Origin of the sequence: Streptomyces sp. NPDC088400, assembly GCF_044753355.1 — a bacterium.
In the GTDB taxonomy this organism is placed as follows: Bacteria; Actinomycetota; Actinomycetes; order Streptomycetales; family Streptomycetaceae; genus Streptomyces.
Genome location: NZ_JBIVMZ010000026.1, coordinates 1 through 26536, shown reverse-complemented (window position 1 = coordinate 26536; position 26536 = coordinate 1). Strand labels below are relative to the sequence as shown.

24 protein-coding genes and 2 pseudogenes are annotated in these 26536 nt (G+C 67.8%); 9 read left to right on the top strand and 17 right to left on the bottom strand.

Annotated elements, in window-relative coordinates; genetic code table 11:
- Positions 1-42: 42 nt before the first annotated feature.
- Positions 43-1008, bottom strand: a complete 966-nt coding sequence (locus ACIQD6_RS35715) for a hypothetical protein (RefSeq protein ID WP_401891110.1) — start codon at positions 1006-1008, stop codon at positions 43-45.
- Between the two features lie 487 nt (positions 1009-1495).
- Here ACIQD6_RS35715 and ACIQD6_RS35710 point away from each other — a divergent pair, with 487 nt between their 5' ends.
- The gene (locus ACIQD6_RS35710) at positions 1496-2113 is read left to right on the top strand and encodes a hypothetical protein (protein WP_401891107.1); all 618 of its coding nucleotides are present in this window, start codon (positions 1496-1498) and stop codon (positions 2111-2113) included.
- Positions 2114-2234: 121 nt separating this feature from the next.
- Here ACIQD6_RS35710 and ACIQD6_RS35705 read toward each other — a convergent pair whose 3' ends face one another.
- The 7 genes and pseudogenes from ACIQD6_RS35705 to ACIQD6_RS35675 form a co-directional block, all read right to left on the bottom strand.
- Entirely contained in the window at positions 2235-4163 is a 1929-nt protein-coding gene (locus ACIQD6_RS35705) for a hypothetical protein (RefSeq protein ID WP_401891104.1), read from the bottom strand.
- Positions 4160-4639 (bottom strand): hypothetical protein, encoded by a 480-nt coding sequence (locus ACIQD6_RS35700; RefSeq protein ID WP_401891102.1) that lies wholly within the window; start codon positions 4637-4639, stop codon positions 4160-4162. Before ACIQD6_RS35700 ends, ACIQD6_RS35705 begins: the two co-directional genes overlap by 4 nt.
- Before the next feature lie 64 nt (positions 4640-4703).
- Positions 4704-5882 carry a dsDNA nuclease domain-containing protein gene (locus tag ACIQD6_RS35695; RefSeq protein WP_401891099.1) on the bottom strand — a complete coding sequence of 393 codons (1179 nt, stop codon included), beginning with the start codon at positions 5880-5882 and terminating at the stop codon, positions 4704-4706.
- A 573-nt stretch (positions 5883-6455) separates the two neighbouring features.
- Positions 6456-7250 carry a hypothetical protein gene (locus tag ACIQD6_RS35690; RefSeq protein WP_401891096.1) on the bottom strand — a complete coding sequence of 265 codons (795 nt, stop codon included), beginning with the start codon at positions 7248-7250 and terminating at the stop codon, positions 6456-6458.
- 19 nt (positions 7251-7269) lie between these two features.
- Positions 7270-8181 carry an aldo/keto reductase gene (locus ACIQD6_RS35685; protein ID WP_401891095.1) on the bottom strand — a complete coding sequence of 304 codons (912 nt, stop codon included), beginning with the start codon at positions 8179-8181 and terminating at the stop codon, positions 7270-7272.
- A pseudogene (locus ACIQD6_RS35680) lies at positions 8178-9340 on the bottom strand (JmjC domain-containing protein). Before ACIQD6_RS35680 ends, ACIQD6_RS35685 begins: the two are co-directional and overlap by 4 nt.
- Positions 9341-9360: 20 nt before the next feature.
- The gene (locus ACIQD6_RS35675) at positions 9361-9510 is read right to left on the bottom strand and encodes a hypothetical protein (protein ID WP_401891093.1); all 150 of its coding nucleotides are present in this window, start codon (positions 9508-9510) and stop codon (positions 9361-9363) included.
- Between the two features lie 195 nt (positions 9511-9705).
- On the opposite strand from ACIQD6_RS35675, the gene ACIQD6_RS35670 reads away from it, so the two are divergent.
- The gene (locus ACIQD6_RS35670; RefSeq protein WP_401891090.1) at positions 9706-11007 is read left to right on the top strand and encodes a hypothetical protein; all 1302 of its coding nucleotides are present in this window, start codon (positions 9706-9708) and stop codon (positions 11005-11007) included.
- 28 nt (positions 11008-11035) lie between these two features.
- On the opposite strand, the gene ACIQD6_RS35665 is transcribed toward ACIQD6_RS35670, so the two are convergent.
- A complete protein-coding gene (locus tag ACIQD6_RS35665) occupies positions 11036-11227 on the bottom strand; it encodes a hypothetical protein (RefSeq protein ID WP_401891087.1) in 192 nt (63 codons plus the stop codon).
- A gap of 203 nt (positions 11228-11430) precedes the next feature.
- Here ACIQD6_RS35665 and ACIQD6_RS35660 point away from each other — a divergent pair, with 203 nt between their 5' ends.
- Together ACIQD6_RS35660 and ACIQD6_RS35655 are read left to right on the top strand one after the other, a co-directional pair.
- The gene (locus tag ACIQD6_RS35660) at positions 11431-11739 is read left to right on the top strand and encodes a CU044_2847 family protein (protein ID WP_401891084.1); all 309 of its coding nucleotides are present in this window, start codon (positions 11431-11433) and stop codon (positions 11737-11739) included.
- A 282-nt stretch (positions 11740-12021) separates the two neighbouring features.
- Complete coding sequence (locus ACIQD6_RS35655; RefSeq protein ID WP_401891082.1) at positions 12022-12270, top strand: helix-turn-helix domain-containing protein; 249 nt, start codon at positions 12022-12024, stop codon at positions 12268-12270.
- A gap of 262 nt (positions 12271-12532) precedes the next feature.
- Here ACIQD6_RS35655 and ACIQD6_RS35650 read toward each other — a convergent pair.
- Positions 12533-13571 (bottom strand): annotated as a pseudogene (locus tag ACIQD6_RS35650) (3-dehydroquinate synthase family protein).
- A gap of 42 nt (positions 13572-13613) precedes the next feature.
- The gene (locus ACIQD6_RS35645) at positions 13614-13976 is read right to left on the bottom strand and encodes a VOC family protein (RefSeq protein ID WP_401891079.1); all 363 of its coding nucleotides are present in this window, start codon (positions 13974-13976) and stop codon (positions 13614-13616) included.
- A gap of 5 nt (positions 13977-13981) precedes the next feature.
- Here ACIQD6_RS35645 and ACIQD6_RS35640 point away from each other — a divergent pair, with 5 nt between their 5' ends.
- Positions 13982-15088: a condensation domain-containing protein gene (locus ACIQD6_RS35640; protein ID WP_401891076.1), complete on the top strand. Its 1107-nt coding sequence runs from the start codon at positions 13982-13984 to the stop codon at positions 15086-15088.
- Positions 15089-15256: 168 nt separating this feature from the next.
- Here ACIQD6_RS35640 and ACIQD6_RS35635 read toward each other — a convergent pair whose 3' ends face one another.
- Together ACIQD6_RS35635 and ACIQD6_RS35630 are read right to left on the bottom strand one after the other, a co-directional pair.
- Positions 15257-15451, bottom strand: coding sequence for a hypothetical protein (locus tag ACIQD6_RS35635; RefSeq protein WP_401891073.1), 195 nt, complete (start codon positions 15449-15451; stop codon positions 15257-15259).
- Between the two features lie 165 nt (positions 15452-15616).
- Positions 15617-15847: a hypothetical protein gene (locus ACIQD6_RS35630; RefSeq protein ID WP_401891071.1), complete on the bottom strand. Its 231-nt coding sequence runs from the start codon at positions 15845-15847 to the stop codon at positions 15617-15619.
- 114 nt (positions 15848-15961) lie between these two features.
- Here ACIQD6_RS35630 and ACIQD6_RS35625 point away from each other — a divergent pair, with 114 nt between their 5' ends.
- Positions 15962-18853: an NACHT domain-containing protein gene (locus tag ACIQD6_RS35625; protein ID WP_401891070.1), complete on the top strand. Its 2892-nt coding sequence runs from the start codon at positions 15962-15964 to the stop codon at positions 18851-18853.
- Positions 18854-19247: 394 nt separating this feature from the next.
- Here ACIQD6_RS35625 and ACIQD6_RS35620 read toward each other — a convergent pair whose 3' ends face one another.
- Positions 19248-19700: a winged helix-turn-helix transcriptional regulator gene (locus ACIQD6_RS35620; protein WP_401891067.1), complete on the bottom strand. Its 453-nt coding sequence runs from the start codon at positions 19698-19700 to the stop codon at positions 19248-19250.
- Between the two features lie 103 nt (positions 19701-19803).
- On the opposite strand from ACIQD6_RS35620, the gene ACIQD6_RS35615 reads away from it, so the two are divergent.
- Complete coding sequence (locus tag ACIQD6_RS35615; RefSeq protein WP_401891064.1) at positions 19804-21072, top strand: MFS transporter; 1269 nt, start codon at positions 19804-19806, stop codon at positions 21070-21072.
- A 373-nt stretch (positions 21073-21445) separates the two neighbouring features.
- On the opposite strand, the gene ACIQD6_RS35610 is transcribed toward ACIQD6_RS35615, so the two are convergent.
- Positions 21446-23281 carry a hypothetical protein gene (locus ACIQD6_RS35610; protein ID WP_401891062.1) on the bottom strand — a complete coding sequence of 612 codons (1836 nt, stop codon included), beginning with the start codon at positions 23279-23281 and terminating at the stop codon, positions 21446-21448.
- A gap of 346 nt (positions 23282-23627) precedes the next feature.
- On the opposite strand from ACIQD6_RS35610, the gene ACIQD6_RS35605 reads away from it, so the two are divergent.
- Together ACIQD6_RS35605 and ACIQD6_RS35600 are read left to right on the top strand one after the other, a co-directional pair.
- Positions 23628-23822: a hypothetical protein gene (locus tag ACIQD6_RS35605; RefSeq protein ID WP_401891059.1), complete on the top strand. Its 195-nt coding sequence runs from the start codon at positions 23628-23630 to the stop codon at positions 23820-23822.
- A 230-nt stretch (positions 23823-24052) separates the two neighbouring features.
- Positions 24053-24421 carry a hypothetical protein gene (locus tag ACIQD6_RS35600; RefSeq protein ID WP_401891057.1) on the top strand — a complete coding sequence of 123 codons (369 nt, stop codon included), beginning with the start codon at positions 24053-24055 and terminating at the stop codon, positions 24419-24421.
- Positions 24422-24526: 105 nt separating this feature from the next.
- Here ACIQD6_RS35600 and ACIQD6_RS35595 read toward each other — a convergent pair whose 3' ends face one another.
- Both ACIQD6_RS35595 and ACIQD6_RS35590 read right to left on the bottom strand, forming a co-directional pair.
- Positions 24527-25060, bottom strand: coding sequence for a hypothetical protein (locus ACIQD6_RS35595; RefSeq protein ID WP_401891054.1), 534 nt, complete (start codon positions 25058-25060; stop codon positions 24527-24529).
- Complete coding sequence (locus ACIQD6_RS35590; protein WP_401891051.1) at positions 25057-25902, bottom strand: competence protein CoiA family protein; 846 nt, start codon at positions 25900-25902, stop codon at positions 25057-25059. Before ACIQD6_RS35590 ends, ACIQD6_RS35595 begins: the two co-directional genes overlap by 4 nt.
- Positions 25903-26536: the final 634 nt, after the last annotated feature.

Below are 26536 nucleotides of genomic sequence, written 5' to 3'. Positions count from 1 at the left end.
TCGCGCGCGGAAACATCCTGAGAGCACTGCCACAAGCACCCGTCACACCTCGGCGTCCGGACCTTTGCTGGCGAGGCGGCTGGACAGCTCAGCCCGTAGCTCGGGCACCGGGGCCTGAGCACCCAGCAAGCCTGCGAACTCCCCTAGTTCCCAGGTGACCAGCTGCCCGGTGCGGGTGAGGTAGAAGCCGACTCGCTCGAGGCCGTAGAGATCCTCAAAATCCAGCAATGCGTACCCAGCCAATTGGTACGCCGCTGCTGGCCGAAGTCGAACGGGATCTTTCAGCGCCTTGAAGTCCAGGAGCAGTCGGCTGGCGATCAGGTCTGCGTCCGCACCGCCCACCGCGGGCGAGCCGGCGAAGGTAGGCCCCGAATAGCAATCCTCAGCCTTGGTGCCGATGCGCAGTTCACGGAGGGCGTCCTCCGCGAGTCGTACCTGTGCCGTGAGGTCGTCAACCACATAGTCGGGAACTTGGGCGAGCAGCGCGGGCAACGTCAGCTCGGCAGCCAGCTGCACAATCGGCGACCCCGGGTACAGAACACCGGAGCGGTAGACCTCCTCGAACCACACCATCGCCACGCAGAGACGGACCAGCCGTTCCTCAGTCGTGGCGGCCAGCAGTATCGGCTGATTCCGGTCATCGGGCCGCTCCTGGTTGAGCAGAAAGCGAAGTTCACGCTCCAGGTCACGGCCGGTTGCCAGAATCGCCTCAGCGACGTCGGGTCGCCGCATACTCGCGCTCCAAGCGGCCGCGCTCACAACACCTTCGCGGACTGCACCGTCGATCGCCTGCTGGCAGGTGAAAGCGTAGCGCAGTCGGTGGTCAATCGCCGCGCCGAGCGTGCCCCACACCGGCCGCACCCCGGGCGGTGGCGCCGGCAAAGACACTGGCCGCTGCACGGCGCGGGCTGCGGCACGGTAGGTGTCCATCGCCGCACGCGGACGTGGCAGGTGCAACACGGTGAATCGGGTAAACGGGCTGTCGGGCGAATCAATCTGGGATGTCAAGGACAATCCATCGTTCCTCTCTCCAGGCGCGGACCGGCGGTAGGACTGCCATACGCATCATTCCCATCGTCTCGGTCCTACAGGGCAGATGAGGCAGCTTTGCCAAATCAGGGCTTCCGCCACGCGTCGCAGCGATGCTGCGCACCCTCGCTCACGGCTCCCCGATCACTCCTGCGCGTCGGCTCCCCGTGGGGTGGACGGTGACCGGCCAAGGCGTGCGGCTGCACGTCGGCACGGCAGGAGAAGTCCTTTACCGCACAGCCGTGATCGAGCTACAGGCAGCGTTGAGCGCGTGGCTGCACTTCACGAAGAACCACTGGGGAGTCCGCCCCGGTGAACGACTCGACTTGTTCTTAAACGTCTTGTTGGCCGACAGGTGCGCCAGTTGCCGGCGGGCCCGGCACCCGCACCGATGCGCACCAGCGCCTTCCGGCTCGAGTGGCGGCCTCACCCCAGGACTGCCGGCAGTGCCCCTCGCGGTGGGGCTGTGAGCGACCTCCACCTGACCAGGGAACTGGTCAGTGCGCTCAACTCCTTCCTGGCTGACCGCGACGAAAGCGCCCTCGGAAAGGTGCTGGACCGGATCCCCAAGCCCGTGCGCATGGCCACGCAGCAGTACCTCAAAGACAAGTGCCCGCCGATGCTCGGGGCTTTCACCGGGTACGGGCCAGTCGAGGTCGTTCGTGAGACTGTCGTCTTCGGCGGGATCGACGAGGAACTCGAGGAGTACCTCGAAGGGGCTTACACGATCGGACTCGGCATCCGCATGTCGAACGAGCGCGGACGTAATGGCGGCGTCGGGTGGGTCATCCGGCTGCTCAGTGACGAGGTTTCCGCTCCGGCCAGCGGCGAGCTTCGCACCTGGGCTGTCCCCGCAGGGGCGAAGCTCCTGCACACATGGACGAGTAAGCAGCGGGCCAGCGGTGCCGGTCCTATTCTCGGCGCGCTCCAGGTGGCGGCGGATGCAACGGATCAGGGCAGGTGGGTGAGGATCCACACCCTGCCGCACAGCCGCTACGACGTCGACTTCGAAGGCAGCGGGACCTCGGAGTTCGTCGTAGACGTCTTCGATACCCCGATCCCGCTTGAACGGCAGGGCGAGTAGGCGGCGGGCCGCGACGTTGCCCCCGGAACGGGTGGAGGAGCTGTCCACGATCGCGATGCGGTGGACATAGCCGTACTGGGCAGCGGGGCCCACCGTGCTTCTGCCGGCCCCGCTGAGGTCGTCACGTGCCAGCTTCCTCTGACGGCGCGTCTGCAGGCTGCTCGTCACCGGGTTCGGTAGGGGGCATAGGAACGAGTCGGTCTGTGTCAGATAGCTCCAGCGACCGATGAATGCCCTCGATGGGAGGGGAGTCGTTGTCGGTGACGATGATCTGCAGACGGTCAACGTGTTCGGTGGCAGTGCGCAGGAGGCTCGCATACATCTTGCGCAGACGTTCAAGGTCGACGCCTTCGTGACCGACGTTGCTGCTGATGCCGTCAATGATCAGGAGATTGGGCAAGGGGATGTCGGGGTCGTTGAGTGCCACGTGTTGGTGCGCAAGGACGTGGGCGACGTTGACCAGTACCTCGACGCCTTGCGACTGCAGGTCAGAGAACGGGCGGCCGTCCACGACAGGCAGGTACGTCTTCTTGTTGATGTAGGAGCCTGGCTGATCGTCGAAGCGGGGTGCGTCGAAGCTACGGAGGGCGGCTTCGAAAGCACCGTCGAGTTTCCGCAGGCGTACGCTGACTGCCTGGTTGCTGTGGCGGGTGGCGTCGATTTTGCTGTTGAGGTCTTCTTGCTCGCGTTCCAGTTCCGCAACCCGTTCGGCCTGTCCTGCTAGCCGGTCGTGGAGAGCTAGGCCGTCGTCCAGGCGGGCGAGGTGCTCCTCGAGTCGGGCCTGCTGGGCGGCGAGGTTTCGGATGCGGTCTGCCTGATCGGTGATGTAGGTGGAAGTTGCTCGGTCCAGTTGGGCACCGAGGTCTGTCCGGTGCTGGATCTGGGTAGCCAGGGCTGTCTGGAGTTGAGCGAGGCGGTGGGTGCTCCGGGCGATAAGTTCTTCGGTCTCTGTGACCTGCTCGATGACCCGGTCTTGTTCCGCGGCCAGCGAGGACGGCGCCGGCAGGTTGGGTGGGGCCTGGAGGCAGAGACGGCAGGAGTGCTCGTCTCCCCTGTCCGCTACACCGGCTCCGCAGCGGGGGCAGGTGTGGAACTCAAAGTCGTTGAGAAGTCGCTCGGCGACCAACGCGCGGGTGAGTCGACGGCTCTGGGCGATGAGTTGTCCATGCAGTTCACGGAGGTTGGTGACGGAGACGGCTTCGGCCTCGGTCGCACCGGCGATCCGGGCGATCTCTGCTTCCGTCTCGGCGATCCGCTCGCGAAGCGTGACGGTGGTCGGCCCGGTCAGGTTGATGTTGCCGGTGAGGCGGACATCGGCTTGGCGAGCGTGGGTAAGCTCCCGCTCGGTCTCCTGGCGCTCAACTTCCAGCTGGGCGCGGGAGACGAAGGCGGTGCTCAGGAGAATCCGTTCCAGGGTATTCGCATCTGCGGTGAGGGCTGCCAGCTCTGTGGTGACTTCGCGCAGGCGGTCACGCAAGCCGGCGGCCTCGGGGTCGTAGAGGCCGTAGAGGATCTCGAAAACGTACTTGCGCTTGATGTTCTTGGAGTAGTTGTCCGGGGTTCCGAAGACGGAGGAGTCGATCTCCTTCTGCCTGAGGACGCAGTACATGAGGTAGTCGCTGATAGTGACGGGAACCAGGGGGCTCCTGTCGTCGTTGGGGGCGCGTGGGACGCGGAGTCGGGGCAGCTCCAGTACGTCGCGCCACCAGTCACGGAACGTCTCGTCGTACCCGGCTTGAAGCTGGCTGGCGGGCAGCCGCCAGACCTCCCGGTGGCCTTCGACTTCGGCGATCTCCACCATGGCGTTCGCTGTGGTGACCAGGGGGCGGACGATGCGGAATCGGCGATCTCCGACCAGCACGGTGCCGGCGATCGTCCGTCCTCGAAGCTCGGGGACGACGCTCACGTCGGCGCCCAGCAGGGCCCGAAGGCAGCTGACGGTGGCAGTCTTGCCGCCGCTCATGGAACCCACGATCGTGTTCATGCCGGGTTCGAAGCGGATCGTGCGGCTGGTGCCGACCAGGGTGATCTCTTCGATACGCAGTCTCATAGGTGGGTCCCCCAGTCCGCCTCGATGATGTCGGGGAACGTCTCGTAGATTAAGTTTTTCAAGGTGATGCCGGTCAGGTTGAAGTACCGGCGCAACAGCACTGCCCGGTCGCGCACCGGGCGCCAGCTCTCGCTTTCAGCGAGAGCACGCGCCACGTCATGCCCGGTCTGGGTAGTGCAGTAGGTCGCAATGGCGTCCTCGTGTTTGGGCTCGATGAGTCCTTTGCCTGTGAGGGCGCCGAGCAGCGTGTAATACGCGGGGTCCCAGGGCCCGTACCTGTAACGGATCATGCTCTGCTCGATCGTTCCGGTCAGCCACGGGTTCTCGCCGGCGTCGACGTTGGGCCGTCGAACAGCCATGAGCGTGTTGAAGCGGTCCGGGTAACGCAGCAGGAAGTCGAGCTTGGCAAGCTTCATACGTCCTTCGATGCCCTTGGCCGTCTTGGTTTCCGAGAACACATCGATGAGGAGCAGCAAGCGGGCTTGGGCATCGGCCGAAGGCAGCCTTGCGGGCGGCACGGCGGTTACGGGCGTGGTAGCGCTAGGAAGCATCTCGATCGCTCCCCCAGTTGAACTTGCACTCGTCCGAGATCGCGCATGCCCTGCCCATCAGGAGCACACCGTCCTGGGCGTAGAGGGGATGGTGGTCGTACGTGCCGGGGCTGGCATCGAGCATGCACTGCAGCTCGTCGAAGATGGCGTCAGCGGGCTGGGGCTGTCCTCTGTGGGACCGGCCGGTGCGGCGGGCCAGCAGCAGCAGACGCTGGTCGAGGTCGGTCTCAGTGGCTTGGTCGCCGGGCCAGACTCCCAGGGCCAGCTCCTTGAAGCGGTGGCGCTCAGCGTGGGCACGGAGCATCTGCGCCTCCTCGATGACCTCCCTGGAGGCCGCGCCCGCCCGGAGCTTGCGAACAAGAGCGGTCTCGGGACCATGCAGTTGCTGGGAAAGATCTTCCAGTAGAACGTGGTCGGGGCGAGTCAGGCGCTGGCGCACGTCGGCAACCGCCGCCGCGGTGAGCCGTTTGTTCAGCACAGCCGGGGGCGGATTGTCGAGGACCAAGAGCTCTGTCCACCGGGCTACGGGAAGACCTTGGGTGGCATCGCGGGTACGCCGGAGCAACTCGTTGTAGAGGGCGTCGATCATCGCCATGGTGAGCCCCGGTCCGAGATCGGCCAGGACCCGTGTGTTGCGCAGCTCGATGTCGCCGCGTCGTGGCAGTGGCCTGATGCGCACCAGGGGAAGGAAGTCGGTGAGTGCGTCCTCTTTGACGTCCAAGTGCTTCGCGACCCGCTTGCGGCACGCCGCATTGTCTCCGCCTTGCCCCTTGGCCAAGGCCACGACGGCCTCGTCGGCTGGGTCGAGATGGCCCTCGATGCCGGCGGTCAGCTGGTAGGTCAGGCCGGTGCTCGCCACGGTTTTGTGCGTGCGCCACAGGCTCTTGAGGGGCTTCTTGGCAATCACGTCCGTGAGCGTCCAGGGCTCCACGGCATCCCTGGTTTTAATCTGCTGGAAATCCCAGAACGCACCACCGTCGGTACACCGGGGGTCGCCGCTGCGGGCCACGGCTATGTCCTCGATGTGCTCGCAGGTCACGTGAATGACCGTTCCTCCCACGAGCATTTCCAGGACTGCTTGCACGGCGATGTGTACCTGGTATTCGAACCGTCGCACCGTGCCTGACCCTGTGTCATCCGGTGCTTCGGTTTCAATCGGATCGGCCATCCGCGCCCCCCCAACTCGTTACTCCCCGACCACGCAGCGTAGGGGGTCTGTGATCTCCAGTCGACAGCCGGGGAAATCCAGTCCGCTTTGCCCGCAGAAGAGCCGGAAGCAAGCCGCCGGCCTTCTTCCCGGCCCGACCGCTTCCTACTCAAAGCACTCGCGCTCGGCATGCGGGGTTCCTGCAGGCGAACGGGTACTTCACGCTGAACACGCGCCGCCACTACCTCATGAAGGCCCGCAACGCGCTGAGGGAGGGCCGCGCGATGGGGCTAACCCGCCCCGGTGGGCCGATGGCCGACCTGCCGGACGACTTCGTCATCACCCATCGTGACGTGCCCAAGGCGGCCGAGCCCTCCGAGGAAGGGCAGGATCTTCCCACGGCGGGCTCCGCGCGCGCGGCCAGTGACACAGGAGGACTTCGACGACCCCGACAAGGTTGTGTGACTGGGCAGTGGGGTGTGAGTGGGTGTGCTGATAGCAGCAGGTGAGCGTCAGCAGCGTGGCAGTCGCCCGCGAGCAACCGCGGTCAGGGACGTCTGCGGCTGTGGGGTGGGAGGGACCCTGCGAACTCGGTCAGCGCTGGCGCAGTTCCTCAGCCCAGTTCCGGAGCTGGCCTTCCAGGACCAGGTTGTCGCCGCGGGCCACGGTCTGGAGCAGTTGGGCGCACACGGTCGCTTCGGCGGCGAGGCCGGCCGGGCTGCCGAGCACGGGGAAGGCGGCGCGGACGCGGGCGGCTGTTTCCGGCTGGAGCAGCGAGTAGGCGTAGAGCGTGGCGCCGTCGAATCCCTCTGGAGCTCGCCCCCATCCTTCCCAGTCCAACACCTTCAGCGGAGCTGTGACGTTCGCCCAGTGCAGGTCTGAGTGGGCGGAGGTCCAGCAGGTCACGGCTGGGGCCGGAATGCCGAGGAACTCGGGGATGGCCCGGTCCATGTACTGCTGCCGTACGGCCACGCGCCCGGTGCCGACCGCCGACACCTTCTCCAGCACTCCAGCGAGCTCCTGCCACCAGGAGTCCGGCAGTTGGAGGTCGTGCTGGAGGATGGGGTCGTTGGACAGGACCGGCTGGTCGACGCGGGCCGACAGCTCCGCCCGGTAGGCGGTGGTGTCGTCGACTTCGTCGTGCACGCTCAGGAGCGCGGGCCGGTGACCGTCGAGGTCGCCGAAGGCGTGCTGTGCGTCCAGGGCGCCGTCCCAGAGTTTCCCTGAGGCCTTGTCTTCCGGCGCGGACACCAGGCGCAGCCAGGCGGGCTCTTCGGCAGCGGTGCGGGCTGGAGCTCCCAGGGTGCGTCCGGCCCACCCCCAGAACTCCGAGCCCGGCTCCGTCCGGACGTCCAGAGCCTGGGCGGCGCTGGCGTGGTGGGCGCGCATGCGCTGTTCGGTGTCTGGGTCAGGGGGAGGCGAGTACATCGGTGATCTCCCTCAATCGGGCCGTATCCAGAGGGGGTTGGGTGACCGCGTCGGTCGCTTCCTTCCAGTGTGGCGTACTGGACGCGGCTATGAGGATGTCCGTCACTCCTGGGCATGACGCGGTGGCGAGGATGCACGCCTGTGCGGGCGTCAGGCCCGGCCGGATGAGGTCGGCGAGCTCCTGGTCGACGATGGTGGGCAGTTCGCCGCCGTGCAGCGGCGCGGAGGCCATCACCCGCAGCCCTGCCCCGGCGGCCGCCCAGAGCGGGCCCTGGCCGTGAAGGGCCTGGACGATGGGCGTCATCATCACCAGGCTGACCGGTAGCTGGATGGCGACCAGGTGGTGGTACTGCTGTCCGCCGGCGACCTCACCGGCCAGGGCGAGCAGTTCCTCCACCGTGAACGCCTTCTCCAGTCCGGACCAGGTGGCGATCCCGTACCCGGCTACGTGTCCGGCCGCCACTTCTTCCTCCAGGACCTCGAAGGCGCCCCGGATCGCCCGGTGCAGGTCGGCACGGTCGCCGGGGTGGGCCCGTTCCGGGTTGTGCAGCAGGACCAGGTCCAGCCGCTTACGCCCGAGCTGGGCGCGGTTGCGGCCGGTCTGCCAGCGCACATAGTCCGGGGCGAGGCTGTGCCCGGCGGCGGCCTGGTCCTCGGTGAGGACACCGGCATCCACGGCATCGGCGCCGGTGGCCGCCGTGAAGTACCCGGTCTTCGTGGAGACCCGCAGGGCCGGGTGGGCGGCCAGAGCCGGGGCCAGCAGGGTCTGCGCCTGCCCGGTCGCGTAGTTGGGGGCGGTGTCGATCCACTGCGCGCCGGAGGCGACCGCACGGGCGGCCGCCTCCGGGATCGCCTGGCACCGGTAGGTCCCCAAGGCGAGTTGTGCGCTCACACCAGGCTCCCCACCACGGCGGCCTGCCCGGTAACGAGTTCCTGGAGCAGCCCGGCGACGTCCTCCAGGGCGAGGCCGGCGCAGTCGGCGAGCGTGGCCAGGTCGACGGTGCGGCCGTCGACCAGCGGGCGCAGCACCGCCTCCGCCTCGGGCGCGAAGTCGTACACGGTGCCGGCGGCGGACAGCGTCACCGCGTCCTCGCCGACATTCAGCACCGCGCGGGCGGTCGTCAGTCGGACCCGAAGGCGCGGGTCGGCGGGGACGCCGTCGATGTACGGCAGGCTCGGCACCATCCGGCCGACGACCTGCCCGTCCATCGCTGCCCGATAGCGAGCGAGCAGCGCCGGGTCGTCCAGCAGTTCGGCAAGCCGCTTATGCATCCCATCCACAGCCTCGGCCTGGACGTCTGGCGGGGCGAGCAGTGGCAGGTCGCGCCTCCAGTCCTCGTGTGTGAGCAGCTGCTCGGACACCCACATCATCAGGTCGGTCGCGGTGTGGGTCTGCAGTCCGCAGGTGACGTGAAGCGAGCGGACGCCCTGGTCGGCGCAGACCGCGTGCCAGACGCCGCGCGGCACGTACAGCACGTCCCCGGGGTAGAGGACCAGGTCGGCCACGGGATCGGTGGGTGCCTCGCCGGGGTCGTCGATGTCGCGGTACGGCGGGTCGTTCCGTAGATCCGCCACCGCTTGGCGCCGTCCATCTGGACGACGACGGTGTCGTGGTCGTCCCAGTGGACCCCGAATCCCTGGGTGCTGGTCCAGGACGCGTACAGGTTCGCCTGCACGCGGGTGCGCAGGTCGCGCTCGATCGCTTCGGCGAGGCGTGCGAGGGGTGGGTGGAGTTCGTCGACGCTGTCCAGGGCGAGGGAGGCGCCCTCGGTGAGTTGGGCGTGCAGTTCGGCCGGGTGGAGGCGGTGCCATACGGTGTGGCGACGGGTGGCCACCGGCGTGGTGTACCCGCCGACCAGCAGCGTCTCGCCGTCGCGGGAGAGCCGCATGCGCGGCGGTTCCAGGCGGTGGCCGGCCAGGATCTGGTTGAGGTCGTCCCAGGTCATCATCCCAGCGACGTCGATCGCGCCGGGTACGTGGCGGTATTCACGGTGCAGTGCCTGGGCGAGGAAGTCCTCGCCCAGGCATGCCGCGATGGACATATCCGTCATCGCGTCAGGGCTCCCGGTAGTCAGTCGTTGCCGTCGCTCTTGCCGGTGCCGCCGCCGTCCGAGGGGATGGCGTTGCGGCCCCGGGCGGCGACGATCGCCCGGCGGGAGCGGACCAGGCCGCCGGTCGACGGCCCGGACGTGGCGGGCGGGGGCTGGACGGGACTGTGCATGGAATCCTCCTGCGGGGTTGGTAGCCGGGCCATGGACGGCACGGCCATGAACACCCCGCCAGTACAGCCACCGCACCCGCCGGCGATAACCCCGTCGTGGGGCCCCCACGGTGGGTATGGTCGTGAGGCTGACGCTCCGTCATTCCACGAGACTCAGGGGGACTTGTGGACGACTTACCGCCGTCACCTGCCCACGTGCCGCACCATCTGCTGGCCGACCCCGCCTTCGTCCGGGCCCTGCGCGAGCGTGACTTCACCGTGGTCTTCGCGATGGCCCACGACGCGGGGATCTCCTTCAACCGGATCGCCGAAGCGTGCGCGCTCAAATCCGAGCGTGTCAGCCAGATCGCCCGCGGCACCGCATCTGTCGCCGCGCTGGCAACGGTCGAGAGAATCGCCGGCGGACTACGCATTCCCGGTGCCCTCCTGGGGCTCGCTGCGCAACCCTGGGAAGACACCACCGTCCTCAGCACGGAGTCCCACCATGGAGAAGATGATCCGATGAAGCGCCGCAACCTGCTGCGCAGCGCCCTGGCCGCCGGCCTCACCGCTCCGGCGCTCGCCGCCCTCACCGCCGCCCGGACCGACGTCGACCAGACCCTCTCCCCCGGCGTGCCCCAGGACCTGCCCGACCTGGAATCGGCAGCCGAGAGCTACGGGTACGGCTACCACGGCCAGCAGCCCACCCGCGTCCTGGCCGACCTGGTCTCGGACTTCGCCGGTCTGCGCCCGCTGCTCGCCGTACCGCAGCCCGCCCCGGTCCGGGCGCGGCTGTGCCGCACGGCCGGGCAGATGGCCGGGATGACCGCGATCGTCTTACACGACCTGGGCAGCCGCCGCGAGTCACGCTCCTGGTTCGCCACTGCCGCCCGGGCCACCGCCGAATCCGGCGACGACCAGCTGCACGCCTGGGTGCTGGCCCGGGAAGCCATGGTGCCGCTCAACTACGGCGCGCCGAAAGCGGCGGCCGGCCTCGCCGAACGAGCCCGACACGCCGCCGGACACCGGCCCACCGCCGCCGCGGTGCTGGCGGCCGCCGTCGCCGCCCGCGCCTACGCCCTCAACCACCAGCCCGAGCAGGCCCGCGCCGCGCTCGCGGCCGCCGACGTTCTCATGGAGCGGCTCCCCGAATCCGAACGGTCGGATACGTGGCTGACGTACAGCGAGCAGAAGCATCACGTGCACCTCAGCCACGCCTACACCACGCTCGCAGACACAGCCCGAGCCCACGAAAGCCAGCAGCGAGCACTGGAACTGTCCGCGCCGACCAGCACCATGACCCGAACCCTCCTCAACATCGACCGCGCCGCCTGCGCCCACCACGATGGCGACAGCGAACAAGCCTGCCGCCGTACGATCGCCGCCCTGACGGTGCTGCCGGACGGCTACCGCACCGGCCTGGTCCGGCGCCGCGCCCTGGACCTCTACGAGGCGATCCCCACCGAGCACCACCGAGAGCGCGCCGTACGGGAGCTACGGAACATCCTGGCTGCCTGAGAACCCGTACGCTCCACGATCAGGAAACTCACCCGGAGAACTCCGCCCGCCACTGCCGTGGCCACTGCCCCGATGGCGGCGGAGTTCCTTCGATTCCGAGGTCACGCCGCGCACTCTCGTAGAAGGCATCACGTGCCGCACTCGCCAGCTGATGAGCTTTGGTCCACATCTCGGCGTCCACACCCCCTTCCCGTACGAGCAGCTCGATAGTCCAGACCATTTCGTGCCAGCGCCGCGCCGCCGCGATCGTCGACGCGTCCCCGACGAGCAGGACCGACTCCCACTCCGTCGCACGGTGGGACTCCGCGTCGGCGAGCAGAGGCAGACCGTCGGCCAGCTCCAGGGATCAGCCACGTCTGCGAATCCGAGAGAGGCGCCTATACGCTGGGCGACGCGAAGCTGCCCTTTGAGGGCATTGGCGTAGTGGCCGTAGACGCGGAGCAGGCACCGGACGGTATCGGTCCGCTCGTTCCTGTCGCCAGGCGCAGGCGGGCCGCCGCCGTCGCCGCCGCCGACGCACTGCGTACGACGCTGCAACCCCTCGGCTCGCTGGTCCAGGACGTGCACGACGCGATCACCACAGGGGCGACCCCGCCCGACGAAGTGTCCGTCACCTTCGGCGTTCAGCTCGGGCACGACCTCAAACTCGGCATCGTCAGTGGCAGCGGACAGGCACATCTGACAGTCACCACCACCTGGAAACCGGAACAGAACCAGGCATCCGGGGCCTGACAGCACCAGCGCTGGGCCTCGATCATGCTGTCCCCCGACAAGTCGGAGACCATTGGCCACCATCTGCCCCCAGTGCCCGTGTAACTGACCTTGATCGCAGGACAATTACACGAGCACCGGGGCACGAATGTGCCGTCAGCATCCGTCCCCACGAGATGAAGTCCCCCTCTGCCCACATCGTCACGTCGCCACAAGGGGCTGTATCCGCGCTGGCTCGGCCGCCCCCGGAGATCATCATGCCCGGGTACGGCGTTCTCGATCCGCTGCCTCTGCGCCCGGCTCGTGGAAGATGCCCCTGTCAGCGCGTATTACGGCCAGGCGTTCGCGAGAAACCTGGCCCAGGCGATGGCGACCGCCGAGATCGGGCTGCGCGCCCTGGGCGACAGGGCGGGGGTCTCGCACGCCACGATCAGCCGGCTGCTGCGGGGAATGGTCCTGCCCGACATGGGGACCCTTGCTCGCCTCGAAGCGGCAATCGGTACAGGCTTGTGGCCCGATCTGACGGTTTGGACAGACCGCGACTGCGGCTGAGGTCCGGCGGGTTCAGTGCGTGGTGTGTGTCAGCAGGCCATCGGTTCCCGTCGCAGCCACCACCCGCAGGCATCGGGATCCACAGCGGCGGCTTCGGCGCTCAGGGCGGGACAATGGCCATGAGTTACGGCCGTAGGCGAGGCTCGCGGAGCGCCATCGCCGCAGGTCAGCCGTCCTGCTTGTGGGTTAACTCATGACCGTTGCAGGGCAGGTACCATCAGGCCCCCTCTGAATGACCAGGCCCCCGGCTCGCTTGTCCCTGTCAGGACTCCCTCGCCATAGCCATCAGTACGTTGGCCGCCGCATCGTTCGGAATGTCTGCGACGAGTTCCGCCCCGAATGGACCGTCGAGAACGAAGGTGAGGCCGGATGTCGCCTTTTTATCCAGACGTATGAGGGCGATCAGCCTGGCCGGGTTCATGCTGGGGGGAAGCTTCGTGGACAGGCCGTAGTGGCTTACGACTTCGTAGTGTTCTGCCACTCGCGACTGAGGGATGCGTCCAAGTTCGCCAGCAAGGCGGCCTGCGTAGACCGTTCCGACGGCCACTGCTTCGCCATGCCGCAGAGCGAAGTCCGTGGCGCGTTCCAGAGCGTGACCGAGAGTGTGGCCGTAGTTGAGCAGATGTCGCAGGCCGGAATCCCGCTCGTCGGCTGCGACGATCTCCGCCTTGCGACGGACACTCGCCGTGATCTGTTCGGACAGGGTGAGTCGCCGCAGGTCACCCGCGCCAATGAAATGGCAACGGGCGATCTCTCCATATCCGTTGACCATCTCCACGGGCGGCAGCGTGGCGAGGAAGTCGGTGTCGCAGATGACCGCTGTCGGCTGCCAGAAGGCGCCCACGAGGTTCTTGCCCTCGGGAAGGTTCACCGCCCGTCTTGCCGCCGACGCTCGCGTCGACCTGGGCCAGCAGCGAGGTGGGCAGGTGAATCACGCGCACGCCCCTGTGAAACAGCGCTGCGGCCAGGCCGACGGTGTCGGTGGTGGTTCCGCCGCCGCATGAGACCACCACGTCGGAGCGGGTCAGCCCGAACTCGGCGAACCGACGGCAGTATTCCTCGACGGTGGCCAGTGTCTTGGTGCGCTCTCCCTCCACCGCCGGGAGGAACAGCGACGGCACGCCGGGGTCCGGGACCCACCCCGGCGGACGGCCCGAGATCACGACCGCCCGCCGGGCGCCAAGAGCGACCACGAGGTCCGGCAAGGAATGCCGAACTCCTGGACCGACATGCACGCCGTACGACCGGTCGCCAAGGTCGACCGTGACGGTCTGGGAGGTCGCTCCTGCGGGAGTGGTCACCGCCGCACCGCGTCCCGCTCGTATCGGACCATCATTCCGCCTTCATTCCTCCGTGTTGGACTGGGCGAATCCGATGGCGTAACCATTGGGGTCCGTGACGTAAAACTCGGTGCTGCCGTAGAACGTCTCGCGGAGCTCGACGACGACGTTGACCTGGCTCGCGATGGAGTCGTGCAGCGCCTTCACGTCGTCGACCTCGATGTACAGGATGCAGCCTCCGCCATACGGCTGCTCGCTGAACGGCGGGAGATCCGTGCTCATGTTCTCGCGGCTCTGCAGCATCAGTTCGATGTTGCCAGCGACCAGGATCGCGAAATCGGCGACACCGCCCTCCTTCGGCACCCTGACCACACGGGAGAAACCGAGCTTCTCGTAGAACTCCGTCGTCTCGTCCACATCGGGCACCCGACGTGACCGTAGACGTGACCGTCACCGATCTGTCCGCGCACGACGAGGACGCCGGCTTGGCCGAGCGGTGGTGCCAGGGCCACGCGTCCCAGGCGTTTGCGATGGACCGCGCACCACTGTTCCGCTTCGGACTGGCACGGCTCAGCCCAGACCGATGGGTACTGGTGACCGTGTTCCACCACGCGATCGTCGACGGCTGGTCCATGGGCGTCGTCTGGCGCGAACTGCAGGAGCTCTACAACACCCGCCGTCGTGGCACCGCCGACCGAATTCCCCTGCCGACCGTGCAGTTCATGGACTGCGCACGGGTGGAACACGAGCTGGACGGTGAACGCAGGGCGGAGCTGGAGCGGTTCTGGCGGACCGAACTCGACGGCGTACCACTGCGGTTGGACCTGCCCTACGACCGGCCGCGGCCGACGACGCTGTCCGGCCGGGGCGCTCTGCACACCTGGGTCATCGACGGCGACACACCCCGCCGGCTCCCTGACACCGCCACCTGCTTGGGCGCGACGCCGTACACGGTGCTGGCTGCGGCGTTCGCCACCTGGGCGGCCGGGCTGTGCGCTGAGCCCGCCGACGTAGTCCTGGCCGCGTCCAGCGCGAACCGGATGCGGCGCGAGCGGTCGGACGTGATCGGGCTGCTGGGGGACGCCGTCCTGCTACGCGCCCGGCTGGGCGAGGCCGAGACATTCGCCGACCTCGTGACCCAACTGAGCGCGACACTCTTCACCGCACTCGACCTACCAGGAACTGCCGCTCACCGACGTGGTCGAGCTCCTCTCGCCCGGGACCGGGAACGCGCTGTTCCCCACCGTGCTGTTCACCGTGGTCACCACACCGCCGCCCACCCTCGACCTGGGGTCGGTGACGGCCGAGGTGCGCGGCCTGCCCACGCCGGGGGTGGCGCGCAACGAGCTGTACGTGGTGCTAGTGCCCGGGGAGCGGGACATCACCGTCACCCTCGAGTACTCCACGGACCTGTTCGTCGTACGACTGTCGAGGCATGGGGCAGGATCTTCACCAGCCTCCTGGAGGAGGTCATCAAGGATCCCGGCCGCCTTCTGCGCAGTCTGTTTCGCCCCGCCCCTGAAGAGCCCAAGGAGTGATCGTCCGACGGTTCAGGACAGCGCTTGGGAACACCGAGGGCAGGACCGCCGTCGGCATTTGCCAAGCTGTGGCGGATGTTCCTGCCCGCCGGATGGAACACCGATGCCGAGCGGCGGCGCAGGCATCTTCAGCCTTGTTCGGCTTCGGACACCGGGCAGGAGATTTTTTTACAGCCGGTAGGCGGGCACCATGCTCACGGTGCTGCGGCTCGTTCGCTGTTCCTCCGCTCGTTTCGCCGACCAGTCGACCTGGTACGCGGCCGAGGTGCGCTGGTAGCCGACCGAAGCGGTCTCCCGGTCCAGCTGGGCCGCCACTTGACCTGAACAACTGTGCCGCGCCTTCGCCCACCAGACGAGCCGCACTACGACCTCGGTACACGGCCGACAGCGGCCTCCAGCGCCGCGACAGCCGTCGGGTGCCTGTTCAGGGCGAGTTTGCGTCAGCCAACACTGAGGACCTGGCGGTCACTACCGATAGCAGTGGGTGGCCGTTGGCGACGGGTTCGCGGCGTTGGCGACGGGGGTTCATCACATCAGTGCGCCGATCCCGAGGGCAAGGAGTGCGGTAAGCAAGGTGAGAGTGCCGCCAAAGGCCACGCCGGCGCGCAGCAGAGCGGCCGGTAGGGAGGCTCCGTCAAGGTGGGCCAGCAGGCCGGCGCCGACGGCGGCCAGGAGCGCGAGAAGGACGGCGGCCAGGAGTACGAGAGCGAACAGGGTCAGCGCGGTGAGCGACAGGGGCATGAGGCTCTTCCGTTCCATGAAGGGTGTGTGGTTGGAAGGAAGATGTCTGGATAGGCGTGCGGCGGCGTTCAGGTGGACGAAGATGAACGGGTCGGTACGAGGGGCCGGGAGCTGACGGGGGTAAGGGGCCGGGTGAGCGGGGACATGCGGGATGGGCTGGCCGAGCTGAAGGCGCAGTTGAGGCGGTTGCGGGCGGAGCGCCGGTTGACCATGGCCGGACTGGAACTGCGGGCGGGGCTGGGGCACACCACTGCGAGCCGGGCGTTGAACGGTCTCACGGTGCCCAGCGAGGCCACGGTGGTTGCGTTGGCTCGCGCCCTGGGTGCGGATGCCGACGATCTGCTGAACTTGCGCCGCTCATCGGTGCCGTCCGCCACGCCTCTGGCCCGAAAGGTGGTCAGCGCGGATGCTGGCGTGGACGAGCGGTTCGAGGAGCGGTACCGACGCTATGTGGAGCAGCGTCACGGTCAGTTGTCCGTGGTGGGGCTGGACTTGTCCCGGCCAGACCGTGCGTGTTGGCCGCTGGATGCGGCCTATCTCAGCCTGGAGCTCGTTACTCCCGCCCCGCCACGAGGGGCGGACAATCTTTTTGACGTGTCAGCCGAGTGGGTGAAGGGGAGGGTGGAACGGGCTGAGCAGGCCTTGGCCAGCCGACGGCGAACCCTGGTACGGGGGCTGGCCGGTGGGGGAAAGACCACTTTGCTGCAGTGGCTTGCTCTCTCCACCGCCCGCCACGACCTGCCAACCGAACTGGCACACCTTGATGGTTGTCTGCCCTTCATACTGCCGCTGCGTACCCTGGTTCGGCGTGGCGCACTGCCCGGACCACAGGAGTACCTGGCCTCAGTTGGTTGTCCGCTGCACGACGCGCAGCCACCTGGCTGGGCCGACCGGGTGCTGGAAGACGGACGTGGGCTGCTGCTCATCGACGGTCTGGACGAAGTTCCCCAGGCGCAGCGGGGGCAGACCCGGCAGTGGCTGCGCGAGCTGCTGGCCGCCTATCCGCAGGCCGCCTACCTGGTGACCACCCGGCCCTCCGCCATCCCTGAGGGGTGGCTGGCGGAGAGCGATTTCAGCGAGCTGACGGTACGGCCGATGAGCGCCCGGGACGTGGGAGTCTTCGTCACCCGCTGGCACACCGCGGCCGCTGCCGACGCCAGCAGCGGGCAGGAGCGTGCCCACCTGTCCTCGTTACAAGAGGCGTTGAAGGACACGGTGCGCTCCCAGCGCGACTTGGCCCAACTGACCACTACTCCGCTGCTGTGCGCCCTTGTATGCGCGCTGCATCGTGACCGACGCGGCCACCTCCCCCAAGGTCGTATGGAACTCTACGAAGCTGCATTGTCGATGCTGCTGGTTCGCCGCGACCGCGAACGCGACATCGATGCTCCCGAAGGCCTCGTCCTCACCGAGCACGAGAACATCCAGATCCTGCAACGCCTGGCCTACTGGCTCATCCGCAACGGCCAGAGCGAAATGGACCACGACACCGCACATGCCCTCATCGATGAGGCTCTGCCCGCCATGCCCCGCGTCGCCGACCAGAGCGACGCCGCCGGCGTACTCGCCCACCTGGTGGCCCGCTCCGGATTGCTGCGCACCCCCACCGCTGACACTGTCGACTTCGTCCACCGCACCTTCCAGGACTACCTCGGTGCCAAAGCCGCGATCGAAGCCCGCGACATCCCTCTCCTGGTACGCCACGCCCACGACGACCAATGGGAAGACGTCCTGCGCATGGCTGTCGCCCACGCACGTCCCCACGAACGCACCCGTCTGCTACGCGGTCTCACCGCCCGCGGCGACCGCACCCCCAAACACCGTATCCGCCTGCATCTACTCGCCACCGCCTGCCTGGAACACGCAACCGAACTTGCTCCTGAAGCACGCCGAGACGTCGAGAAACGCGCCGCCGCGCTCCTGCCGCCGCGCAGCTACACGGAAGCCTCGGCCCTTGCAGAGGTAGGCCCGGTTATCCTTGGCCTTCTCCCCGGGCCGGATGGCCTCGAAGACGACGAAGCGGAAGCCGTCACCCAAACGGTTTTGCTCATTGGCGGCGATGCCGCCCTCACCGTGATAAAGAAATTCCGCACCAACGTCAAGACGGCATTGACCCTGTCTCAGGCTTGGGATCGTTTCGACACCCACGGCTACGCCCGCGAAGTCCTCGCCCACATCCCGGACCTTCCCGCTGTGATCGTCCGCTCCCCTGAACAGATGGCCGAGTTTCATACACTGCCGATGCCTGACCGAGTCACCTTCTTCGGAGACTTCCCAGTTGCGACGATGGCGTCGGCTCTCGCGCGAGAAGGCTTCCGTTACCTGAGCATCTATGAAAACTCCATGCTGAGAGACCTGGGCTTCCTGCTCCCCTACCGGCATCTGGAACAACTGCGCCTCGTCAGATGCCCGAACATCACGGACTTGACGAAGTTGGCCGACTCGTCTCTTCGCGCCCTTGCCCTCATTGACTGTGGTGCGACACGCCTTGATGGCCTCAAGGCTCTATCTGAACTCAGGTCTCTGGAAATCGACATGGAGCTTCCACACCAGAACGTCGGCGAACTTCCCGTCAGCGGGGACCTGACCAGCCTGAGCCTCGGATCATCCACCTGTCCGCACATCACCCTGCATGGCATCACTCACTGGCCGAACCTCACCAGACTGGACCTGTACGGCCCCGTTGAAGGTTTCTCCGAGGTAGCCGAATTGCGGAATCTGCAGGGACTGGGTCTGCACAGTGATGCTGCGTTCTCCATGCTCGAACAGCTGCCGCCCGCCGCTCAGATCCGCGAACTCTGGCTGGGGCTAGGAACGGCTGTGGACCTCGCACTTGTGCGCGCATGCCTTCCCGGCCTGCAGGTGCTGAGCATCAGCTTTTACGGCGAGATCTGGCGTGTAGACCTCACCCCCCTCCGGGGCATGCCTGACCTCACCATCCACATCAGAGGAGCGGCCCAAGTCCTCGGATCCGAACACTTTCCACCCGGCGCCATCACCCGCACGCCCCGCCCACGCGCCTGACCTCAAACTCCGCCCACATCAAGTTGTGGAGCCATATCGACCAGGACAAAACCCCCGACTGGCTGATGAGCCTGATCGGGGGCCGCGCATCCAATTGGTAACCCCAACCCCTGGCCACACGCTGGGGGTTCTCCGTGCCACACCGCAACCCGCCTCGGCCCAGAGAGACATCATGGAGCTGGCCTCTTTCGCCCTCGCTACGGTGACCAGGATAGTGGGGACCTTGCTGGGCGTCCGTCTGAGGACCGGTCCACCGTCCGCCGTGACCGGTCCGCTTTCTCACCCGCCGCGAGAACACCAAAGCGGTGGCCCGGCCCTGTGGTGGCTGGGCCGCGGCTGTGGTTCGGTGCCAGGCAGCCCGGCCGTTGCCGAACCACCGGGCCCCCGGCTCAGGTCAGGGGGTGGAGATCTTCTGGACGGTGGTGTCGTCGGGGTTCAGTTGTCGCCCGTCCGCAGAGAGCACTTCCAGTGCGCGGAGGCGATGTCCCTGCCGACTGTCGACCAGCTGTGAGTGTGGTTCGCCGGGGGCGAAGAAGTTCTGTTCGCCCCACTGCCGCAGTGCCACGATGACGGGGAAGAGCGCTTTGCCCTTTGGAGTCAGTACGTACTCGCGGTAGGCGCTGCCGTCCGAGGCGGGGACGGATTCGAGGACGCCGCCGACGACCAGGGTGCGCAGGCGCGCGGTGAGGATGTTCTTCGCCACGCCGAGGCTGCGCTGGAACTCCCCGAAGCGTCGGCTTCCGTCGAAGGCGTCCCGCACGATCAGCAGGGACCACCAGTCGCCGATCGCGTCCACCGACCGGGCGACGGGACATTCGCTGTCGTCGAAGCGCGTTCTGGTCACCATGGCGGCCCTCACTCTCACATCGGTTGCAACATGCTACCAAGCAAGGCTACCGTCATCGTCGCTATTGGTAGCAAGATGAAACCAAGCGTGTGGAGGAGTGCTGATGCCAGGCAACGGTGAAGCCGTGACACGACGGGGCGAGGCCCGAAGCGGGGAAGGTTCCGCGTTCGTCCTGTCCCGTGGTGTCGTCACACTGTTCGCCGTCGCCTGCGGAGCTGCGGTGGCCAACGTCTACTTCTCCCAGCCGCTCCTGGTGACCATGGGCCACGACCTCTCCATGAGCCCGGCACTTGTCGGCAGCGTGGTCACCCTCACGCATGTCGGATACGGTCTGGGACTGTTCTTCCTCGTGCCGCTGGGCGACGTGGCCGACCGCAGACGGCTCATCATGGCCCAACTACTGCTCCTGGTGGTGGCGCTGGCCGTGGTGGCCTTCGCCCACACAGCAGCGATCCTGCTCGCGGGCATGGCCGCGACGGGGCTTCTCGCGGTCGTCACGCAAACGCTGGTGGCTTTCGCGGCATCACTGGCCTCTCCCGACGGGCGCGGACGGGTCGTCGGTCTGGTCACCAGCGGCGTGGTCATCGGAATCCTGCTCGCCCGCACCGCATCCGGCCTGATAGCTGATCTCGCGGGCTGGCGCTCCGTCTACCTCGCCTCGGCGTCGCTCACCGCTCTGCTCGCCCTGGTCCTGTACCGAGTGCTGCCGCGCCGCAGTGACGCTCCACCGGCAGCCCTGCGTTACGGACAGCTCCTGCGCTCCACGATCACCCTGTTCGCACGGGAACGACTGCTGCGGCTCCGGGCCCTGTTCGGTCTTCTGATCTTCGCTGCCTTCAGCACCCTGTGGAGCAGCGTCGCGCTGCCGCTCAGCGAGGCCCCGTACTTCCTGTCCCACGGCGCGATCGGGGCGCTGGGGCTGATCGGTGTCGTCGGCGCCCTGGCCGCGACCGTGGCGGGCCGCCTGAACGACCGCGGACTCTCCCGGCGGACCACCGGCATCGCTCTGGCACTGCTCGCCGCCTCGTGGGTGCCCCTGGCCTACACCCGCAGCTCGCTCTGGGCCCTGGCCGTCGGGGTGATCCTCCTCGACCTCGCCGTACAGGCCGTCCACGTCACCAACCAGACCCTGATCTACGCATTGCACCCGGACGCGGGCAGCCGACTGATCGGCGGATACATGGTCTTCTACTCGATCGGCAGCGCCACCGGCGCCATCGCCGCGACCGCCCTCTACACGGTGGCCGGCTGGGGCGCTGTATGCGCACTGGGTGCCGCGTTCAGCTGCCTCGGGCTCATGCTGTGGGCCTTCACTCGACACAGCTGTGCCCCGGACCCCGCCGCCAAGCTGACCTCTGACAGCGAAGCCTGAGCATTCTCGCCGAACGCCGAACGTTGGTGACGGGCACACCGCAGGTCAGAGGACTGTCTCGCTGATGCCGGGGGTGGCTCGGTGCTGCGCAGGATCACCGACCTGGGTGGCACCCCGGTCGCGAGTGCCCGACGCCTGCGACGCAGATGCGGATCGACCCGAAGCTGGTGCCCGCGCCGACATCCTCTTTGAAGTGCATGCCGACGTCCCAGTACTGCACGCCGTCTTCGTGCCAAGGGATGGATCCAGTGCTCGCTGCTGTACGTGAGGACCATGTCGTCGATGCCGAGGCACTCGACGATGGGCGGGCGGGGCGTCTGGGCCTGAGCCGGGAGCTGCGCGGGTGCAACGGGCGGAGCGCTGTGGCGGTCGGTCACAGGCCGTCGTCGTTATCGGGACGCGCGTGCGGAATCAGCGGTTGGCTGCTGTCGTGCTCGGTGGCGTGCAGGCCCTGCGGGCTGACGGGGGGTGCCTGCGGGGTGGTAAGGACGATCTGGGCGTCGCTGCTGGCAGTCTCCGCGCAGACTGCCAGGACGGCGTTGGCGAGGAGTTCTCCCTCCGGGCCGCCGCCCAGGCCGTCGAGAGGTGCGTCGAGCCATTGGAAGCGCGGAATCCGAACGCGCGGCATGCTGCGGGCGGCTTCCAGCGCCATGAGGTGATAGGCGATGTGAGCAATACTCACCAGTCCCGCCGAGCGGGCGAGTTGCTTCAAGGTCCGGTTGTTGATCTTGGGGGCGAGGGTTTTCGGGTCGATCACCGCGCTGCGGATCTTGTCTGGTGCCATGGGAATCGCGATGTCCGCGAAGATCTGCGACAGCTGCTTCGCGGTCTGCTTCTTGTGCTCCTGGGCGTCGCCCTCGGCAGCCGCCCAGGCGTTTGTCGAGTCTTCGGCCTGCTGGGACGACGCCGCCGACTTCTTCTCCAGCTCGGTGAGCTGGGCGAGCTCCTGGCGTCGCGCTTTGATCGCGTTCAGGTTCGCCCGTGCCTCGCTCTCACCCGCGCTGGCGCGGCTCCGTGCGGCTTCGCGCGGGTTGATCTCCTGTGCCCGGTACGCGGCGGCCCGGCCGGCCAGACGCTGGGCGTCCTGCTCAGCCTTGCGCCGGGCGTCGACTGCCTTCTGGGCGCTGCGCTGGGCATCGTTCAGCTGTGCGTCTGCTGCCGTCGCGGCCGCCTTGGCCCGCGCCAGCTCTTGGTCACGCTGAGTTTGGCGTGCGGGCAGGCCTGGGTCGGGCTGGCGGCACACCGGGCACAGCGGACTCTTGCCTGACCGACCCTGCAAGGTCTGCTCGCACTCGGGACAGTGTGTGCGAGGTCGCATGGCTTCCTCTGCGGCCGCAAGGCGCTGCCGGGACAGCCCGCGTCGTTCATACACGGACGCGAGCGCCTGGTGGGCCTGGTCTGCCGCAGCGGCGGACCTCGACACGGCTTGCAGTCCGTGTGCCGATTCAGCGTCCCGGCTTGTCAGTACACCCTGGTGGTGCTCGATCTCCTGCGCGAGGCGAAGGAGATCGGCAGCATACTCAGCGGCGGCCTTGGCATGCCGCTCGTGCTCCATGTCGAGGTCGAACGAGGTCGGCAGCCCGTACTTCTGGCGTTGCTCAACTGCCTTGCGCACGGCGGTCGCGTCCCTGGTCGCCCGGCTTCGCGCGGCCTGTGCCTGCGCCTTGAGGCGCGCGGCCTCCTCGTCGAGGATGCCGAAGCAGACCTCCAGGGTGAGGTTCATGTCCGCGGCACTGACCGAGCCGAAGGTGTTTCGGCCCGCGTGGTGCTGCTGCAGGTACACCAGGACCAACACCGTGTCGATCGTGACGTTCCCGCGCGGGGTCTCCATGGCGGGGATGCCCATGCGCTCCAGTGAGAAGGAGCCCGCTGCCCTCTCGTCGGCCTCAGGCCGTACGGGCAACGGCTCCTCGACTTCGCCGGTCGTCTTGTTGAGGAAGGTCACGTGTTGGGCGGCGAGGTCCAGGGTGGCTGTCCAGATGCCCTCGTCCGTCGCGAACTCGACCCGGATGGCATCGCGCTGTTCGACGATCACCGGCGTGAGGATCACGCCGGTGGCCCCCAGAGCCGCGAAGGCCGCCTCGGAGATGGTGCTGCCTCCAGCCCCGATACCGGCCCGCAGGTGTCGCAGCGACGCGTCGAGGCTGACGCCACCCCACTCCCCCTCAATCAGGAACTCTTCCTTCAAGAGGACAAGCTTGCCCGCCATGCCATCCCTATCGCTCAAGCGCGCGCTCCCTGGCGGGATGCGTCGAACCGCATTAACGACCGCCACAACGGGCTGGGTGCTGCGCGTGCTGCTCGTTCCACCCATCGAGCGATGAGCACGGTGACCGGTTGAACACACGGTTGACCGCGAGAAGTGCTGAGCGGTGACGGCCCTGTGATGTCTGAGGAGAGGTTTGGCTCGCGCTCGATCTGGAGCGCGTAGCGCGTCAATACGTATCCGCCCTTGTAGCGCCCGGCTGCGCCACCATGGGCCGATGACACCTTGCGCTGCCGCTGCTGTCCTTCGCGTTCGCACGCCCTGTGACGGCGACCGCTTCGGCCTCGTTGTGCGATACCGCCCGAGCGACTTCGGCGGCACCATGGGCTGCCCCTTGCACACCACAGCCCTCCAGGCCGCTCACCCTGGCAGCAGCATCGCCAACGCGCAGGAGGCCATCAACACCATGCAGACGTTCGGCGCCCACCCCGACCTCACGGACCTGGACGAAGACCTCGACACCCGGTATGGCTCAGGCCATTGACTGATGCCGTCAACGTCTTGTTCGCCGCGCGGAAGACGAGGTGGCGGCGCTGCGGTCATGGCGGCACAGGTTGCGCACGCCGCCGGTATCCGCCGCGACGATGTGACTCGTATCGCGGTCCTCTCACACGCGGCCACGGTCACCTCCCGCGCACGGGGCCGGGCACAGTTCCGACCGAAGGGTGTGTGCAGTCAGTGGAACGGTGCGTCGGAGTGGGGCATGATCCGCTCATGGAGCGCGTCGTCGATCTTGATCAGGCAGCCGTGGTGATCGCTGAGCGGGCTGCGCGATGGCTGGCGGCCGGTCTCAAGGTTGGGCAGGTGACGTGGCGGGACGAAACCGCGCCGTGGCCTCAGCGGCTTGAGACTGACAGGACTCTCGTGCGTGATCCCGACTCCGTCGGCGTGCTCATCTCCGGCCCGCGGGACGCTGGACTGTCCGTGGTGCTGTTCCGGGGCGGCTGGGCTGACGTGGACTTCTTCGACGGCCTCGACGACGGCGGACCGATACCGGCCTTCGACATCACATCAGCAGCGGCCTTCGGTACCCAGCTCGATCAGTGGGTGCCGCGCGCCTTTGGGAACCTCGGCAGAAGCTAGAACTGGAGGGTCGGCACCAGTGAACGATCCCGTCTCGGTGTTCCCGACGCGACTTGGCGGCTTCGCTCTGCATCAACGGTGACTGCTCCATGCACGCTCAACGACTCAGCCCGATCGGCGCCACGGCTTGTCGTACGGGCCGTCGCAGTTCTGGCATGAGGCGCTGTAGAGGGCGGCGCTCGGAGTCATAAGGGCGGCGGGTTCGGCCGGGTAGGGACGGCCGGAGATCGTCACGGACAGCTCCGGCTCCGGACACCGACAGGGGCCGCCCGCCCGCCGGCAGCGCGGTACGGCTGCTTTGGGAGCGGCCTTCTCGGCGGGCTTGGGGGCCGGGGTGGCGACGTACGCCATCCGCCAGCCGTCGATGGGGACCTTCCGGCGGCGCCGGGTGTTGCGGTCGAACCGCTGGGCGTCCTTGGCGGTCTCGAACAGCAGCAGCATCCCTGCCAGCAGCCGGAACGCCTCGCCGTTGACCAGGGCCGACTCCGGGGAGAGGGCCGCGACGGGGATGCCGTCGGGGCCGATCAGTGGGGTACCGCCGGCCCACCGTCGGTCGGTGATGCTCAGGCCCGCGGTCGCGGTGATGCCGTGTTCGCGGGCCAGGTGCTCCACCGCCTGCCGCACGCCCCGGCGGGTCATGAGCGGGGCCTGCCGCCTTGCCCGGCCGGGGTGCCATGGAGTCGGCACGCGTCCGCGTCCGCCTTCGTGGCCCGCTCCAGCGCGGCCCGGCGGGAGACGGCGTTCTTCTCGTCGGACTCGGCGCGTTTCTTCGCCGCCTTCGCCTGGAAGCGGGCCCGCTGTCCGTCCAGCTCGCGCTGCCGCTTGGCCTCTTCCACCAGGTAGGTGTCCTCGGCGGTGGCATACGGCGGCGCCGTCCACACCTGCGCCAGTTGCCGCAGCGGGTACCAGAGCGTGGTACGCGGGGCATGCGGGAGCACCTTGCCCGTGAAGACCCAGCGCAGGAAGTCGGTGAGGCTCACCCCGGGCGGCACTCCCCAACCGCTGCCGGTGAACTTCACCAGGCCCTCGGCGACGACCAGGCCGCCGCCGTCCGCTGTGGCCAGCCGCACGGAGGGGACCGCGCCGAGCCAGGGTGGGCGGGGCCGGTCGCTGAACCAGCAGGACGTGACGCCGTCCTCGCGCATCCGCTCGGTGCGGGCGGTGATGTCGGGCGCCGTGATCGGAGAGAGCTGGGCCTCCAGCGCCATCCTCCATGTCCCGGCCGGGTCGGTGGCCAGCACGTCGGCCCGCCAAGAGCCGTCCGGCGCACGGACTTCCAGCTCGGCGTGGGCGCCCGCGTCCCGGGCCGCGCTGGCGAGTTCGAACTTGAGCAGGTGGTGAGCCTCGGACTCGCCCTGCCGGGCGATCTCGCAGTCCGGGGCGTGCGGGGCGTGAGCGAAGAACCGTAAGCCGCTGTAGGAGGTCTTCGCGTGCATCGGATGCCGGCACTCGGCGCAGGCGATCGGAGCGGGCGGCTTCACCTTCCACACCGCTTCCCACGACTGATCGCATCCAAGATCAGGCAGGTGTGCGAAAACGGTCCCCCAGTTCACGTGCACAGCCCGAAACGCCATCGGCCCCCCTCTGAGCGACAATCAGCTCAGAGTGTTCCACCGACCACTGACAGTCCACCCCGACCTGGACGAGGACCTCGACCCCCAGCACGGCTCAGGCGCCGTTCCGTCGACGTGACGGACGAAGCGGCTCCTCTACCCCTGCGCGGGGGCGGAGGGGCCGCCTTCGTGTTGCCCGGTGACGGCGATGGCCGGATGGTGGGCGACGGCCACGGCACGCACGTCGAGAGCCTGGACACCGCGCTCCCCCACGTCACCGGCGCTGCGCCGATGCCCGTCCCGACCTGCTGCGCGGTGAACCCGCAGCAGGTCGGTAGAAGAACATCTCGCCGGGCCCCGCACCGACGCACCTTCAGATGTAGACGGCGCGGACGACGGTCACCACCAGGACATCCCGGCTGACGTTGTAGCGGATCAGGACGTCGGCACCGCATCTGGGGCTCCGTGTCTAGGTTCTGTTTCCTGGATCATGTGCGGAGCCAAATGACCAGGGATGCGACGGTGACCGTTCCGAGGTAGATGTAAGCGCGTTTGTCGTAGC

What these genes read in the sequence shown, in the direction of transcription:
- ACIQD6_RS35595 (WP_401891054.1), bottom strand. Translation starts at nt 25,060, where the DNA reads ATGACCCGCCGGGGCGTGCGGCAGGCGGTGGAGCACCTGGCCCGCGAA.
- ACIQD6_RS35615 (WP_401891064.1), top strand. Translation starts at nt 19,804, where the DNA reads ATGCCAGGCAACGGTGAAGCCGTGACACGACGGGGCGAGGCCCGAAGC.
- ACIQD6_RS35610 (WP_401891062.1), bottom strand. Translation starts at nt 23,281, where the DNA reads ATGGCGGGCAAGCTTGTCCTCTTGAAGGAAGAGTTCCTGATTGAGGGG.
- ACIQD6_RS35695 (WP_401891099.1), bottom strand. Translation starts at nt 5,882, where the DNA reads ATGGCCGATCCGATTGAAACCGAAGCACCGGATGACACAGGGTCAGGC.
- ACIQD6_RS35600 (WP_401891057.1), top strand. Translation starts at nt 24,053, where the DNA reads ATGGAGCGCGTCGTCGATCTTGATCAGGCAGCCGTGGTGATCGCTGAG.
- ACIQD6_RS35705 (WP_401891104.1), bottom strand. Translation starts at nt 4,163, where the DNA reads ATGAGACTGCGTATCGAAGAGATCACCCTGGTCGGCACCAGCCGCACG.
- ACIQD6_RS35675 (WP_401891093.1), bottom strand. Translation starts at nt 9,510, where the DNA reads ATGCACAGTCCCGTCCAGCCCCCGCCCGCCACGTCCGGGCCGTCGACC.
- ACIQD6_RS35630 (WP_401891071.1), bottom strand. Translation starts at nt 15,847, where the DNA reads ATGGAACGGAAGAGCCTCATGCCCCTGTCGCTCACCGCGCTGACCCTG.
- ACIQD6_RS35620 (WP_401891067.1), bottom strand. Translation starts at nt 19,700, where the DNA reads ATGGTGACCAGAACGCGCTTCGACGACAGCGAATGTCCCGTCGCCCGG.
- ACIQD6_RS35665 (WP_401891087.1), bottom strand. Translation starts at nt 11,227, where the DNA reads ATGGTCTGGACTATCGAGCTGCTCGTACGGGAAGGGGGTGTGGACGCC.
- ACIQD6_RS35690 (WP_401891096.1), bottom strand. Translation starts at nt 7,250, where the DNA reads ATGCGCGCCCACCACGCCAGCGCCGCCCAGGCTCTGGACGTCCGGACG.